This is a genomic window from Bartonella sp. B1099 (assembly GCF_944801835.1).
Taxonomy (GTDB): domain Bacteria; phylum Pseudomonadota; class Alphaproteobacteria; order Rhizobiales; family Rhizobiaceae; genus Bartonella.
The window spans coordinates 340,249-355,081 of record NZ_CALYLN010000002.1 but is presented as its reverse complement, the minus strand read 5'-3'; the positions used below and the strand labels follow the sequence as shown (position 1 = coordinate 355,081).

Here is a 14,833-nt window from a genome sequence, read left to right as displayed (position 1 = left end):
AATCAGATAAGGGATTTTGAAAGGTCTTGTTAAATTATTGACGGGCTTTTAGTATCATAAAGTCAAAAAAATCTCTTTCTTTGGTGATATTCAAAGTACTGAAAGAATTTTATAAGCTTTTATCATTACTTTTTATGGAATTCATCGCATCATACCTATAAAGCCAATTAAGATTTGACATAATGCTCTCAGGCGTACAAATTTTCATCATGAGATTACGTGCAATGGCTATGGGACCGGTTGCATGATAAGCTAATCTGTTGAAATCTCCACGTTTTTTGACTGATGCGATACGGGGGATGCGTGTTGTTTCGTAAAGCGAAAGTGCTTTTGCTAATGAAAGATCTTTCAATGAAAGTGCTTCTGCTAATGTGGCAGCATCTTCAATTGCCATAGCAGCACCTTGCGCTGCAAAAGGTAAAGCTGCATGTGCGCAATCGCCAACAAATATTTGTCTCTCTAAGCCTAGAAAACGACTTTTTTTCATGTGAAAGAGCGGCCAATATCTCCATTCATCAATATGATCAAAGATTTGTAAGATTTTTGAATTCCAATCCTTAAAAAGAGATCTGAGTTTTTCTTTATCTCCTTTATGCGCCCATCCTTCTTTTGAATTTTCTCCATGCGTAATAGCGACAAAGTTAAAAATTTTTTCTGACGCCTGAAGGGGATAGACAACAAGATGATTGTTTGGTCCCATCCATGCTGTGATTGTCCTCATATTTTGCAGCGAAGAACGAAAGCTTTGAGGAAGATTATCATATACTGTTGTTGCACGCCAAGCAATAAAGCCACTAAAATTTGCTTTTTCATGAAAAGGAGCTTGTTGCCTTAATGTTGACCATACACCATCACATCCGATCAGGAGGGGCGTTGAATAAAGCTGTTTTGTTGCTGTATCTGTTTTTGTTGTCGTTATTTTAATGTTGGTTGCGGAGTGGCTAGAAGATACGATTGTTTCGCCTGCTTTGTATTTAATCAGGGGATTTTCAATCACTGCATTATATAAAATTTTTTGTAAAGCCGCACGATGAATGGTCATATAAGGGGCTTTCCAATATTTTTCTGTTAGATTGATAAGGTGAGCATGTAGACGTGTTTTTAAAGATATTCCATCTTTTAACTCAAGAAAATCTGGGATTATTGCGACTTCAGTGAGTTTGTTAAGAAGTTTCCAGTGAGCAAGAATAGATGTTGCATTTGGAGTGAGTTGAATACCAGCACCTATCGTTTCAAGTTGCTTACATTTTTCGATAATGGTGCTTGCAATTCCTTTATGAGCGAGCGCTAAAGCGGTGCTTAAACCCGCAATTCCGCCTCCAACGATGATGGGTGATTGCTCCACAAATGATTTCATATTCAATAAGCAGAACTAAAAGAGTGGTAGAAAGCCCGATAACGCATTATACTCGCTCTTCTGGATGATATAAACATCCTGTTGGGTTTGTTTGATCGTAGGAGAGTGAGGGAACATAACGATAAAGGGTTGAGCAATAAGGGCAGATTTTCTCATCAGCTGCTCCCATATCGATAAAGATATGAGGATGATCGAATGGTTGTGTTGCGCCTACGCACATAAATTCTTTCACACCAATTTCAATTGTTTTATATCCAAGGTCATTTTGGAAATGGGGAATGTTATGATCAGCCATGGTGTATGAACTCCAGAATAAATTGTCTCATCAGCTATGATGCGGCTCTTCCATTTTACAAGCGTGAGTTTGTAATAATGCTTATAATAATGCAAGATGCTTTTTAAGGCAAAGTGCTTTTCTTTTATGCTATATAGAATAATCGTCATGGTTTTAGCACTTTGCATATGGGACTTTTTTCTAAGTATTTTTAAATATTAAATGGAAACATAATAATAAAAATGAGACATTGATGTATTATGAGGAAGATAACATATTATAGAATGTTATGTGAGATATCGCGTCAAGAATTTTAGACAGTATAAAAGAAGATTAATGAGCATATATGGAACAGAGGGTGGCAGATAAAATTTCTCTATCGGATATAACAATGAAAAATCCGGTGCGGTTTATTAATCGAGAGTTTTCATGGCTACAATTTAATAATCGTGTTTTGATGGAAGCGGCTAATTCGAAACATCCTTTATTGGAACGGTTACAATTTCTTTCGATTTCAGCAACAAATCTTGATGAATTTTTTATGGTTCGTGTTGCTGGTCTTGCGGCTCAAATTCGTGCTCATGTTACAGCACGCAGTGCAGATGGGTATACTCCACAGGAGCAACTTGATATTGTATTAGCTGAAATTTCAAAGTTGCAGGTTCAGCAACTACGGGAATTAAATGTTTTACGTGGCGAATTAAAAAAGAATGATATTGAAATTATTTGTTCTGATGATCTTTCAGACATTGAAAAATCGTGGCTTGAAAAATATTTTCTTGATACAATTTTGCCTGTTCTAAAACCTTTGCCTGTTGATCCTACACATCCTTTTCCCTTTATCCCTAATTTAGGATTTTCTCTTGCGTTTCAATTGTCTGAAGAGGCGGGGCAACACGCACGTACAGTGTTATTGCCCATTTCAATGCTTTTGAGGCGTTTTATTCTTCTTCCTCAAGAAGAGGGGCATCATTTTCGTTTTATTGCATCTGAAGATGTTATTTACCTTTTTATTAAATATCTCTTTCCTCACTATGAGATTAATGAAATTGGTACATTTAGAGTGATTCGAGATAGCGATATTGAAGTAGAAGAAGAAGCTGAGGATCTTGTTCATTTTTTTGAAAAGGCGCTTAAAAGGCGGCGGCGTGGGCAGGTTATTCGCGTTGAATTTGACGCAAAAATGCCAGAGAATTTACGCCAATTTATAGCGAATTGTCTTGCTGTTCCTGATAACTGTATTCATGTTCTTGATGGGCCTTTGGCACTTAATATGGTTTCAGAGATTGTTTCTATTCCCCGTGATGATCTCAAATTTATTCCTTATATTCCTCGTGTTCCCGAATCTATTCGTAAACATAATGGGGATTGTTTTGCGGCTATTCGTGAAAATGATATCGTGATTCATCACCCTTATGAAACGTTTGATGCTGTTGTCCAATTTTTACGTCAAGCTGCTTGCGATTCTGATGTTGTAGAAATTAAACAAACACTTTATCGTACATCAAATGATAGCCCAATTGTTAGCGCTTTGATTGAAGCTGCTAAACGGGGAAAGTCTGTAACGGCTTTGGTAGAACTTAAAGCACGTTTTGATGAGGAAGCGAATATTCGTTGGGCACGAGATCTTGAATGTGCTGGAGTTCAAGTTATTTTTGGTTTTATTACCTTAAAAACACATGCCAAGATGTCTCTTGTTGTGAGACGTGAAGGAAAACGTCTTTGTTCTTATGTTCATCTTGGAACAGGAAATTATCACCCTGTTAACGCTAAAACTTATACGGATCTTTCTTTTTTCTCCACGGATGATGATATCGCTCATGATGTTGTGTTATTGTTCAATTATATTGTGCACTATGAGCGCCCACATGAAACAATGAAGATTGCTTTTTCGCCCTTAACATTGCGTGGTCGTATTCTTCAGCATATTGAAGGAGAAATCGCTCATGCACAACAAGGAAAGCTTGCTGCTATTTGGATGAAAGTAAATGCATTAGTTGATCCTGAAATTATTGATGCTTTATATCGTGCTAGTCAAGCAGGGGTACAGATTGATTTGGTTGTGCGGGGGATATGTTGTTTACGTCCTCGTATTCCAGGAATTTCGGATAATATTCGTGTAAAATCAATCGTAGGGCGTTTTCTTGAACATAGTCGCATTTTTTGTTTTGGGAATGGTCAAGATTTGCCTAATGAAAATGCACTTGTTTACTTAGGTTCTGCTGATATGATGCCTCGTAATTTAGACTACCGTATTGAAATATTGGTTCCAATTTTTAATGAAATGGTGCGGCGGAAGATTCTTTTACAAATTATGCTGGCTAATCTGATTGATAATCAACAAAGCTTTGATATACTGAAAGATGGAACATCAAAACGTATCACACCGCAGAGAGGTGAAAGTCCGTTTAATGCGCAGGAGTATTTTATGGCCAATACAGGTTTTGCGGGGGAAAGTGAGTCTTTTGAATCTTCTATTTCGCGCTTGGTTGCGGTGCATCGGCAACAAGCTGAAGTGCATAAAGACTGAATTCCAATGACATATAGAGATGCTCAAGGCCGGTTAAAAGGGCGTAAGCCTGTTGCTGTTATTGACATTGGATCAAATTCTGTTCGGTTGGTTATTTATGAGGGGCTTGTTCGCTCACCAACGGTTTTGTTTAATGAAAAGATTCTGTGTGGTCTCGGTCATGGTGTGGCAAAAACGGGATTTTTAGAAGAAAAAGCGATGAAAATGGCGTTGCAAACGCTTAAGCGATTTCGTACGCTTTGTCGACAGATTGGGGCCGATGAGGTCTATACTTTAGCAACGGCAGCAGCACGAGATGCAAAAAATGGCGTCGCGTTTATTCAAAGTGCTGAAGATATTTTACAAAATAAAATATATCTGCTTTCAGGAAGTGAAGAAGCGATGTATTCCGCCTATGGGGTTGTTTCTACTTTTTATCAACCAAAGGGACTTTCTGGAGATCTTGGTGGTGGAAGTCTAGAACTCATTGGTGTTGATCATTCTGATGTTGGTGAAGGGATAACGCTTCCATTGGGTGGTTTACGACTACAGTATATGTCAAATAATGATAGTGCTGTCGCTGCAAAAATTGTACATGAGCAATTTTATAAATCTTCTGTTGTACGTACACGTAGAGGTATGGCACCTTATTTTTATGCCGTAGGGGGAACATGGCGTAATTTGGCAAAACTCCATATGGCAATGAAACACTATCGACTTCCTGTTATGCATGGCTATGAAGTTGATGCCGTGGAAATGGAGAGTTTTTTACATCTTGTCGCAGGTGGCAATATTGATAATATGAGAGGGATTGCGGCGGTTTCACAGAATCGTCGGAAACTTTTATCGTATGGGGCCATTGTTCTTATTGAACTCATTCAGTGTATGGGGTTTGAAAAGATAATCTTTTCTGGTGCTGGTGTTCGTGAAGGTTTTCTTTATTCACGTTTGCCGCAGGCGATTCGACTTTCAGACCCTCTCATTGCTGCCTGTACAGAAATGGCTATTTTACGAGCACGTTCACCAAAACAAGCAGAAGAACTTATTGATTTTACGGCGAATGCCTTTGATGTTTTTGGAATTTCAGAAACTGAAAATGAAAGCCGCTATCGTCAAGCGGCTTGTCTTCTTGCGGATATTGGTTGGCGTATACATCCAGATTATCGGGGGAATGAAGCAGCCAATCAGATAGCATTAGGGTCTTATCCAGGAATTTCTCATGAGGGGCGCCTTTATGCAGCACTTGCTGTTTTTTTTCGCAATACAAGTTTATTGGTTGATAAAGAATCTCTTCCCATTTTTCAATTAGCAACGCAAAGTATCATTGAAAAAGCACGTATTCTTGGTGAAACCATGCGTATTGCTCACCTGTTTAGCGCTTCTGTTGCAGGGATTTTACCTCATTTATTGTGGCTTAAAAAAGAAGATCATATCGTTTTGCAGATTCCAAAAAATTATGCTGGATTATTAGGAGAACGTCCTCTTGGGCGATTAAAGAAGTTATCAAAAATAATAAAACAACCTCTTGCTTTTGAAGTTTCTTGATGTTTCCTCCTTGTTTATTCGCATTTTAGATCTTAAAAGATTAGGTATTTTAGGTTTTATGCTCGCTCATTTCTCTTTAATAAGAGCTTACTATTTAAGTTTTTAAATTTGTCAGCAGCAGATTTTATTTATCCTATTTGTATTATTCTTATAACGATACCAATTGATGTAGATATAAGGAGCATAATGGATCTTTAAAAAATGAGAATGTTTTAAATTTACTCAGAAGTTCTTTTATATTTTTCAAATAAAATTGATTTAATAAGATGCGATTACAAAATTTTTCTCTTTTGATTTGCTACTCATTTTGACATAGAACAAGCTTTCCTTTAGGAGATTTTATGGAAATCTGAGAATGTGGGGGAAATGTACATTTAGAGCTGTTTTGTGCTTATTTTTCCATCGTTAAAGTAAAAACCTATCTGACCCTTTAGAAGTTGTTCGGCTTTTTGACCAAATATTTCATAGCGCCAGCCATTCATAGCGGGGATATTTTTCTTTATTCCTCCATTGGCGATTTTTTCTAAATCATTGGATGTTGCAATAATTTTAGGGGCAATGCTGTTTTCGTCTGCAACAAGTTTTAATAAGACTTTGAGCAGATCGATAGCAGCGGCTGTCGTATCATTGAGTGGGTTATATTTAGGAATGGGGGGTAAAGTAGAAAGATCGACCTCTAAGCCTTCATGGACAGCTTTGATTAATGATTGCGCAATTGAGTGTTTATCCCAATTTTTACTGAGACTGCGCAACCGTTTTAACGCAGATTCATCTTTTGGTTGTTGGGTTGCTATTTCTATGAGACATTCATCTTTCATGATATGGCGACGGGGCATATTGTATTTTCGCGCTTTACGTTCACGCCAAGCTGCTATCTTTTGTAATACAGCAAGTTCACGCGGTTTTTTAACTTTTCCTTTCACTTTTTTCCATGCTTCATCTTCTGGCATATCATAGGTTTTAGGATTTAAAAGAATCGTTATTTCGTCATCCATCCAGTGAACACGTTGACTCTTTTCTAATCTTTTTTTTAAGAGGAGGTAAACATCTCTTAGATAAGTTACATCGGCAAGGGCATAGAGTAGTTGTTTTTCAGACAGGGGGCGACAACTCCAATCTGTAAAGCGGGAAGATTTATCAAGATGATGCCCTGTGCAGCGTTGTACAATTTGATCATAGGAGATCGAATCACCAAATCCACAAATTGATCCTGCTATTTGTGTGTCGAAGAGAGGGGAAGGAATAACGCCTCCAAGATAATAAATCATTTCAATATCTTGGCGAGCAGAATGAAAAACTTTGACAATTTTTTTATCGATCATGAGGTCAAAAAATGCTTGTAAATCAATATCTGGTGCTATGGGATCAATTAAAACTGTAACATCTGGTGATGCGAGCTGAATTAAACACAGTTGAGGCCAAAAAGTTGTTTCGCGGATAAACTCAGTATCAACTGTTACAAAATCAGAGGTCCGTAGAGCATTAAGTGCAATTTCAAGATCTGTTGTTTGTGTAATAAGATTCATCATTTTATTATCATTCGATACATTAAATTTGTCTTTTATTGACTTTATTTTCGCGTTTTTATTCTCATATCTTGACAAATGGTTATTAAAAAGCGTTTGTAGCGCATGTGAATATTATAATCAAAGGCAAAAAAACATGCACCGTTATCGCAGTCATCATTGTGCGGCTCTTCGTAAATGTGATGTAGGAACACAAGTTCGTCTTTCGGGATGGGTTCATCGTGTTCGTGATCATGGAGGAATTCTTTTTGTGGATTTACGCGATCATTTCGGAATCACACAAATTGTTGCGAACCCTGCTTCGCCAGCTTTTAAAGTTATTGAAAAAGTGCGTTCTGAATGGGTTATTCGTGTGGATGGGGAGGTGTGTGCACGTTCTGATGAGGTTATTAATGCAACGCTTCCAACAGGTGAGATTGAAATTTTTGCACAAGAGGTAGAAATTCTTTCAAAATCTGAAGAGCTTCCTTTACCGGTTTTTGGTGAGCCTGATTATCCTGAAGATATCCGATTAAAATATCGTTTTCTTGATTTGCGTCGGGAGACTATGCACAAAAATATCATGCGTCGAACTGAAATTATTGCGGCTATGAGACGGGCTATGCAAAATAATGGTTTTACGGAATTTACAACACCGCTTTTGACAGCCTCATCGCCGGAAGGTGCACGTGATTTTTTGGTTCCAAGTCGTGTTCATCAGGGAAAATTTTATGCATTACCACAAGCACCACAGCAATATAAGCAGTTGTTGATGATGTCAGGTTTTGATCGTTATTTTCAAATTGCGCCATGTTTTAGAGATGAAGATCCGCGGGCTGACCGTCTTCCTGGTGAGTTTTATCAATTAGATGTTGAAATGAGTTTTGTTGAGCAGGAAGATGTTTTAACAACTATGGAACCCATTATGCGTTCTATTTTTGAAGAATTTGCAAATGGAAAAACGGTGACACAAAGCTTTCCTCGCATTTCTTATGATGAAGCAATGCGGAAATATGGTTCTGATAAGCCTGATTTGCGTAATCCGATTATTATGGAAGATGTTTCTCAGCATTTTTATAATTCTGGTTTCAAAGTGTTTGCTCAGATTTTAGCGAATGATGATAAAGCACAAGTGTGGGCTATTCCAGCTAAAAGGGGTGGAAGTCGTGCTTTTTGTGATCGTATGAATGGATGGGCACAAGGTGAAGGGCAACCAGGGCTCGGTTATATTTTCTGGCGTGAAGAAGAAGGAAAATTTGAAGGAGCAGGGCCTATTGCCAAAAATATTGGTGAGCAGCGAACTGAAGCACTTCGTATGCAACTTGGACTTGAAAATGGGGATGCTTGTTTTTTTGTGGCTGGAGATCCAAAAAAATTCGCATCTTTTGCTGGAGCAGCCCGCATACGGGTAGGGGAAGAATTAGACCTTGTCGATAGAAAGAGTTTCTCTTTAGCGTGGATTGTTGATTTTCCATTTTTTGAATGGAATGAAGATGAGAAAAAGATTGATTTTGCCCATAATCCCTTTTCTATGCCTCAAGGGGGAGAAAATGCTCTTGAGTGTCAAGATCCTCTTACGCTTAAAGCTTTTCAATATGATCTTGTTTGTAATGGTTATGAGATTGCATCCGGTGGAATTCGTAATCACTTGCCTGAAATGATGCTTAAAGTTTTTGAACTTGTAGGACTTTCTAAGGAAGTTGTGAAAGATCGTTTTGGTGCTCTTTATCGTGCATTCCATTATGGGGCTCCACCCCATGGTGGTATGGCTGCGGGAATTGACCGCATTATTATGCTGTTGCAAGGTGTTAAAAATTTACGTGAAGTTGCTTTATTTCCTATGAATCAACAGGCACTTGATCTTTTGATGAGTGCGCCATCTGATGTTTCTTCTACGCAATTACGTGAGTTAGGAATCCGCATGGCTCCTACGCACAAAAATAGTTCATAAAGTAATTTATGGATTGTTGTCGTCTCTTTCTCCGTAGTGTGAAGTTTTTGATGTCTCTCAAGAGCGTATCTGTTGTTTATGGACTTAGAGAGGTGAAGAATGCTATTGTATTAATCCTTCCAGAGGCATTGTTTTTAAAGAAATATCTCTCAATGCAGTCGATCTCATGCTACGATGCTCACTCATGAAGGATATAACTTAAAACCTCATGAGTGCTATGAGACTATTGCCATCTTTGTTGAATAAAGAATAAGCTGTCATTTTCCTTTCTTAGATAGTCGCTCTTACCTTTGTGATAAGCAGAAAAATGATTGTGAGTAATTTATCATGAATAAATCGGAAATGAGAAAACTTTAGAATACTTGGGATCTTTATTTAAGTTGTAAATGAATAAATTATCTTTATATATCAATATGTTATTTATATTTTATTGAAGTTCTTACGACATTGTAAAAGATAATTATCTCTCTTCGCGTTTATGAAAATAATGCATTTTTGCTTCCTATGGACTTAACCTTGGGGAACTCTATAAGCTTTAAATATTTTTTAAGTTTTCATAGAGAAACGGGATGAAGTTGTTATACAACTTACTTTTATACTAAAAGATGATGTTTGAAAGGTGCTTTTTTCATTCCTAAAAGGATGAAATGACTCTTTGTGAGCCGTCAAATTATATTGTCGGATTTGGCAAAGCTTTCAATAAGATTTTTGTCTAGAATAATCTGCATTCAAAATATATTTGGAAGGAAATTGTTGTTGTTGGAAAGACTATAAAAATTTATTTACGTCGTTTTGAAACGTTATCATGACTCCAGTTTGCTTAAAGCTGTATCAATTAATAATAGCGTTGTTTTTGAGATTTTTATTTATTTAAAAATGCTTATCGCTTTCCTTAACAATGAAAATATTTTCTACTTCTTTTAGTTTATTTTGTTTTTTTACCCCTTAAAGAGGATATTGAAAGAAGTTTTCGAAAATGTATTAAATATTTTCATATATTGTTTAGAACAAGAGAGAAGAACATGTATAAATTTTTCAAATTGATATAATTTTCTGTTCATGTTCTAATCACAACGTTTATTTTTATGTCGTTGACTTTTAATAAAAAAGTTTACTCATAAAAGTTTTCATTAAATAAATCCTACACAATAATTTCTTATTATTGTGGGAGTTTTTGTTCTAATATTATGTTTGATAAAATGAATTTACCTTTTGATAAAGAACATATTGAGCCAATAGAGTTACGTTTTGCTTTACAGGAACGCTATTTGGCTTATGCACTTTCTACGATTACGCATCGTGCATTGCCTGATGTGCGTGATGGATTGAAACCTGTCCATCGTCGGATTGTTCATGCAATGCGTCTTCTCAAACTAAACCCTGGACAATCTTATGCGAAATGTGCGCGGATTGTTGGTGATGTCATGGGAAAATTTCATCCTCATGGAGATGCCTCTATTTATGATGCTTTGGTGCGTTTGGCTCAAAGTTTTGCGGTTCGTTATCCGTTGGTTGATGGACAAGGAAATTTTGGTAATATTGATGGTGATAATGCTGCAGCTATGCGTTATACGGAAGCTCGCATGACTGAAGTAGCTGCATTATTGCTTGAGGGAATTAATGAAAATGCTATTGATTTTCGTTTGACCTATAATGAAGAAGATGAAGAGCCTGTTGTTCTACCAGGTGCTTTTCCTAATCTTTTAGCTAATGGTTCTTCAGGTATTGCTGTTGGTATGGCAACATCTATTCCTCCCCACAATGTTGCTGAGCTCTGTGATGCGGCACTGCATTTGATTGCACATCCTGATACGCGTGATGAGGATTTAAATCAATTTGTGCTGGGACCTGATTTCCCAACCGGTGGCATTTTGGTTGAGCCTAAAAAAAGTATTGAGGAATCTTATCGTATAGGGCGGGGTTTTTTTCGATTACGTTCACGTTGGCATCAGGAAAATGGTAGCCGTGGTTCTTATGTGATTGTTGTGACCGAAATTCCCTATCAAGTTCAAAAGTCACGCCTTATTGAAAAAACTGCGGAATTGTTGCTTGCGCGGCGCTTACCAATGCTTGAGGATATTCAAGATGAATCAGCAGAAGATATCCGCATTGTGCTTGTTCCTAAAAACCGGTCGGTTGATCCTGAACTTCTTATGGAATCCCTTTTTAAATTAACTGATTTTGAAGTCAGATTTCCTCTTAATCTTAATGTTTTATCTTTGGGAAAAAGACCCAATGTTCTCTCGCTGCGAGAAAGTTTGCAACAATGGCTTGAACATCGTCAAGAAGTGCTTATTCGACGTTCTCACTATCGGCTTGATCAAATTGATAGCAGATTGGAAATTCTTCATGGGTATCTTATTGCCTATTTGAATCTCGATGAGGTCATACAGATTATTCGTGAAGAGGATGAACCGAAAAAAAAGCTGATTAATCGTTTTGAATTAACAGAAAATCAAGCTGAAGCTATTCTTAATATGCGCTTGCGTTCTTTACGTAAGCTTGAAGAATTTGAAATTCGTAAGGAATTTGAAACGCTTAAAGCTGAAAAAGAAAAACTACAGAATTTGTTAGCCTCTCCTATAAAACAATGGAAAATAATTTCAGAAGAAATTAAAAAAGTTCGCAACACTTTTGGTCCTGAAACGCTCTTAGGGAAAAGGCGTACGACATTTGAAGAAGCACCAAGACATGATCTTGATGATATTCAACAAGCAATGATCGAAAAAGAACCGGTGACTGTTGTTATTTCTGAAAAAGGGTGGGTGCGTGCTTTGAAGGGGCATTTGCACGATTACAAAGCGCTTTCTTTTAAAGAAGGAGATAGTTTGAAGTTGGCATTTCCGGCATTTACGACCGACAAGATTGTGCTAATAAGTAATGGTGGAAAGTTTTTCGCATTTGGTGCAAATAGTTTGCCTGGAGGACGAGGACAGGGTGAGCCCATTCGTCTTTTAGTTGATATGGATGATGAGCATGATGTTCTTACAGCTTTTGTGCATCATGCAGAAGAAAAATTGCTCCTGGTTTCATCTCAGGGCAATGGCTTTATCGTTCCTGCTGCAGAAGTGATTGCCAATACACGAAAAGGAAAGCAGGTGATGAATGTGAAATCTCCTGATAAGGTAAAGCTTTGTGTTCCAGTCAATGGTGATCATGTTGCCGTGGTTGGTGAAAACCGCAAAATGCTTATTTTTTCTATTGAACAAATACCAGAAATGAATCGTGGTAAAGGGGTTCGTTTACAGCGTTACAAAGAGGGTGGTATTGTTGATGCCAAGACCTTTAATTTATCAGAAGGCTTAAGTTGGCAAGATACCGCTGAACGAATCTTTAACCGTCAAGCTGATGATCTCATTGAATGGATGGGAACACGTGCAGGTGTCGGGCGTCTGGTTCCAAAAGGATTTCCCAAATCAGGAAAATTTACCAATTAAATAATAGAACGTTTTTATTTCAGGCCTATAAAAGTGTAAAAGAAATGCTTATGGGTTTTTATTATATGATAAGGTATTGATTTATAATAATATCATTCTTATGTTAAATAAGAGTCTCTAATATCCATAATTTTTCTTATTTCAATCTTCTTCATGTTGAAACAATCAAAATGATCTGCTTGTTGTACATCACAAGTGGATTAGTATTGTAGATAGAAATTTATAAAGAAAAGAATTAAAAATTTCTTTTATGAGCTGTTTCAAGTCCCAAGAGCTGTTGTAACATTGGGGATAGAAATATAAAGGTGACAAGTTTACACGCTTTATAAGCGTGGGGATGATAGAATGTTTTATATCATGCATAAGGGCTATCGTGCAATGATTTGATGTTTTGAGAAGTGTATTATCTTTAAAACAAATATGTGAATGTTTAACACAAAAGTGTCCTATTGGGAGGTATTCTGTTTTGTGTGAAAGGCCTATCTTTCTTCTTCAAGAGAGATGTTATTAATCTTGCGCGTAAGCATACTTATTCGTTAGGATTATGATGATATTGCCTAAAGAGATGACCACGTTCAGCCCATAAGACAAGAAGGATGGCAACGAGACTGAGAAAGAAAAATCCTGCTGAGTTTGGGATGGTTGTTTCATCAAATTGTTGCGCTACAAAAAAGCTCAGCCCTGCACCGATAGATGTTTGGAGAAATCCGGAGACAGAAGAGGCTGTACCAGCAATTTCGCCCAGAGATTCGAGAGCGAGTGTATTGAAATTGGCCATTATACCACCGCAGGTAAACATTAATATACAATATAACGTCATATAAAAGGGGAAAGAGATAACGCCACCTGCTAAGACGGATCCAATAAACCAAATGCATGAAGTGGCACAAAAGAGCAAAAGCATTGTATGGGCAATACGCCGCATTCCAAGACATCCAACAAGTTGAGAATTCATAAATGATGAAAAAGCCTGAAATGCAGCGCCGATGGCAAAAGCTATCGGAAACCAAAAGCCTAAGTTATAAATTCCTTCATAGGTTTGTTGCGATGTATTAACAGCAATAAAAATACAGCCTAAAATGATGGATGTTGCAAGTGTGTAGCAAAGTGTAGTACGATTTGTCACAACAATCCATAAGTTGTGTTTAATGGAAGAAAAGGAAAGAGGGCGTTGTTCATGAAGTGTTTCGGGCAAGCGAAATAGAATCCAAATCATTAGTCCAAAACCAATCATTGCCATGAAAACAAAAATAAATTGCCAGTGCCCGAGCAGTAAAATGATCTGTCCTGTTGCGGGACCAACCATGGGTGCAACAAGAAAAACCATCATAACAATAGACATGACTTCTGCCATTTTTCGACCACTGTAGAGATCACGGACGACAGAAACTGTAAGGACGCGCATAGACGCTCCCCCAATGCCTTGCAAGACACGCAAAATAAGCAAGAGAGAAAAATCAGTTACAAAGGCACAACCAATCGCCGTAAATGAATAAAAAGCAAGCCCAATAAGCATAAGTTTACGTCGCCCATATCGATCGCTAATTGGACCAAAAAATATTTGAGCAATACCATAGCTAATAAGATAACTCGAAATGATATAATGTTGATCATTCTCGTTGAGAACATTTAATCCTTCCAAAATATTGGGCATAGCTGGCAACATAATATCTACAGCTATAGCATTAATAGCCATGAGTGAAGCAATTAGAATAACAAATTCTTTATAGCCAATTTTTTTTCTAATCGCATCACTATGCGTTTGTTCATCAACTGAATATGACATATGGCATCCTTGAAATAAAAATTTCGTCTAAAAACAGCTCTCTTTCAAGAGTCTGAATAAAATAAAAGATACCTATGATTGATTACACGGAATATTTTTTTCTTTCAAAAGTTCCTGTAACTCATTGTTTTGAAACATTTCTTTAACAATATCACACCCTCCAATAAATTCACCTTTGACATAAAGCTGTGGAATTGTTGGCCAATTTGAGTATTCTTTAATCCCTTGACGCAATTCGTCAGAAGTCAGAATATTAATCCCTTTATAGTCCAATCCTAAATAGTTGAGGATCTGAACAACTTGCCCTGAAAAACCGCATTGTGGAGCGTCAGGTGTTCCTTTCATGAATAAAATGACGTCGTTTGTTTTAATCTCGTTGTCAATAAAATCATGAACAGTGGTCATTTTTATTCCTCGATATCTCAGATTTTTATAAGTGTGTAATGTTCGTACTATTTTTAATCGTATT

General features: G+C 37.2%; 9 protein-coding genes. 4 read left to right on the top strand and 5 right to left on the bottom strand.

The features are described from left to right. Nucleotides 1-109 precede the first annotated feature (109 nt). Nucleotides 110-1,357: an FAD-binding protein gene (locus tag NNJ73_RS07995; protein WP_254493592.1), complete on the bottom strand. Its 1,248-nt coding sequence runs from the start codon at nt 1,355-1,357 to the stop codon at nt 110-112. A 46-nt stretch (nt 1,358-1,403) separates the two neighbouring features. After that, on the bottom strand, nt 1,404-1,652 hold the full coding sequence (locus NNJ73_RS07990; protein ID WP_120100827.1) for a zinc-finger domain-containing protein: 249 nt from the start codon (nt 1,650-1,652) through the stop codon (nt 1,404-1,406). A 325-nt stretch (nt 1,653-1,977) separates the two neighbouring features. Here NNJ73_RS07990 and NNJ73_RS07985 point away from each other — a divergent pair, with 325 nt between their 5' ends. Then, nucleotides 1,978-4,161 carry an RNA degradosome polyphosphate kinase gene (locus NNJ73_RS07985; protein ID WP_254493591.1) on the top strand — a complete coding sequence of 728 codons (2,184 nt, stop codon included), beginning with the start codon at nt 1,978-1,980 and terminating at the stop codon, nt 4,159-4,161. 6 nt (nt 4,162-4,167) lie between these two features. Then, nucleotides 4,168-5,685, top strand: coding sequence for a Ppx/GppA family phosphatase (locus tag NNJ73_RS07980; protein ID WP_254493590.1), 1,518 nt, complete (start codon nt 4,168-4,170; stop codon nt 5,683-5,685). 374 nt (nt 5,686-6,059) lie between these two features. On the opposite strand, the gene rnd is transcribed toward NNJ73_RS07980, so the two are convergent. After that, complete coding sequence (rnd, locus tag NNJ73_RS07975; protein WP_254493589.1) at nt 6,060-7,214, bottom strand: ribonuclease D; 1,155 nt, start codon at nt 7,212-7,214, stop codon at nt 6,060-6,062. Nucleotides 7,215-7,347: 133 nt separating this feature from the next. Between rnd and aspS the strand changes: the two genes are divergently transcribed. Continuing rightward, nucleotides 7,348-9,141 carry an aspartate--tRNA ligase gene (aspS, locus tag NNJ73_RS07970; RefSeq protein WP_254493588.1) on the top strand — a complete coding sequence of 598 codons (1,794 nt, stop codon included), beginning with the start codon at nt 7,348-7,350 and terminating at the stop codon, nt 9,139-9,141. Between the two features lie 1,187 nt (nt 9,142-10,328). Then, nucleotides 10,329-12,578 carry a DNA topoisomerase IV subunit A gene (parC, locus tag NNJ73_RS07965; protein WP_254493587.1) on the top strand — a complete coding sequence of 750 codons (2,250 nt, stop codon included), beginning with the start codon at nt 10,329-10,331 and terminating at the stop codon, nt 12,576-12,578. A 529-nt stretch (nt 12,579-13,107) separates the two neighbouring features. Here parC and NNJ73_RS07960 read toward each other — a convergent pair. Both NNJ73_RS07960 and grxD read right to left on the bottom strand, forming a co-directional pair. Further along, on the bottom strand, nt 13,108-14,364 hold the full coding sequence (locus tag NNJ73_RS07960; protein WP_254493586.1) for a multidrug effflux MFS transporter: 1,257 nt from the start codon (nt 14,362-14,364) through the stop codon (nt 13,108-13,110). Nucleotides 14,365-14,436: 72 nt separating this feature from the next. Further along, nucleotides 14,437-14,769 carry a Grx4 family monothiol glutaredoxin gene (gene grxD, locus NNJ73_RS07955; RefSeq protein ID WP_005773426.1) on the bottom strand — a complete coding sequence of 111 codons (333 nt, stop codon included), beginning with the start codon at nt 14,767-14,769 and terminating at the stop codon, nt 14,437-14,439. Between the last annotated feature and the right edge of the window lie 64 nt (nt 14,770-14,833).

What these genes read in the sequence shown, in the direction of transcription:
- NNJ73_RS07995 (WP_254493592.1), bottom strand. Translation starts at nt 1,357, where the DNA reads ATGAAATCATTTGTGGAGCAATCACCCATCATCGTTGGAGGCGGAATT.
- NNJ73_RS07990 (WP_120100827.1), bottom strand. Translation starts at nt 1,652, where the DNA reads ATGGCTGATCATAACATTCCCCATTTCCAAAATGACCTTGGATATAAA.
- NNJ73_RS07985 (WP_254493591.1), top strand. Translation starts at nt 1,978, where the DNA reads ATGGAACAGAGGGTGGCAGATAAAATTTCTCTATCGGATATAACAATG.
- NNJ73_RS07980 (WP_254493590.1), top strand. Translation starts at nt 4,168, where the DNA reads ATGACATATAGAGATGCTCAAGGCCGGTTAAAAGGGCGTAAGCCTGTT.
- rnd (WP_254493589.1), bottom strand. Translation starts at nt 7,214, where the DNA reads ATGATGAATCTTATTACACAAACAACAGATCTTGAAATTGCACTTAAT.
- aspS (WP_254493588.1), top strand. Translation starts at nt 7,348, where the DNA reads ATGCACCGTTATCGCAGTCATCATTGTGCGGCTCTTCGTAAATGTGAT.
- parC (WP_254493587.1), top strand. Translation starts at nt 10,329, where the DNA reads ATGTTTGATAAAATGAATTTACCTTTTGATAAAGAACATATTGAGCCA.
- NNJ73_RS07960 (WP_254493586.1), bottom strand. Translation starts at nt 14,364, where the DNA reads ATGTCATATTCAGTTGATGAACAAACGCATAGTGATGCGATTAGAAAA.
- grxD (WP_005773426.1), bottom strand. Translation starts at nt 14,769, where the DNA reads ATGACCACTGTTCATGATTTTATTGACAACGAGATTAAAACAAACGAC.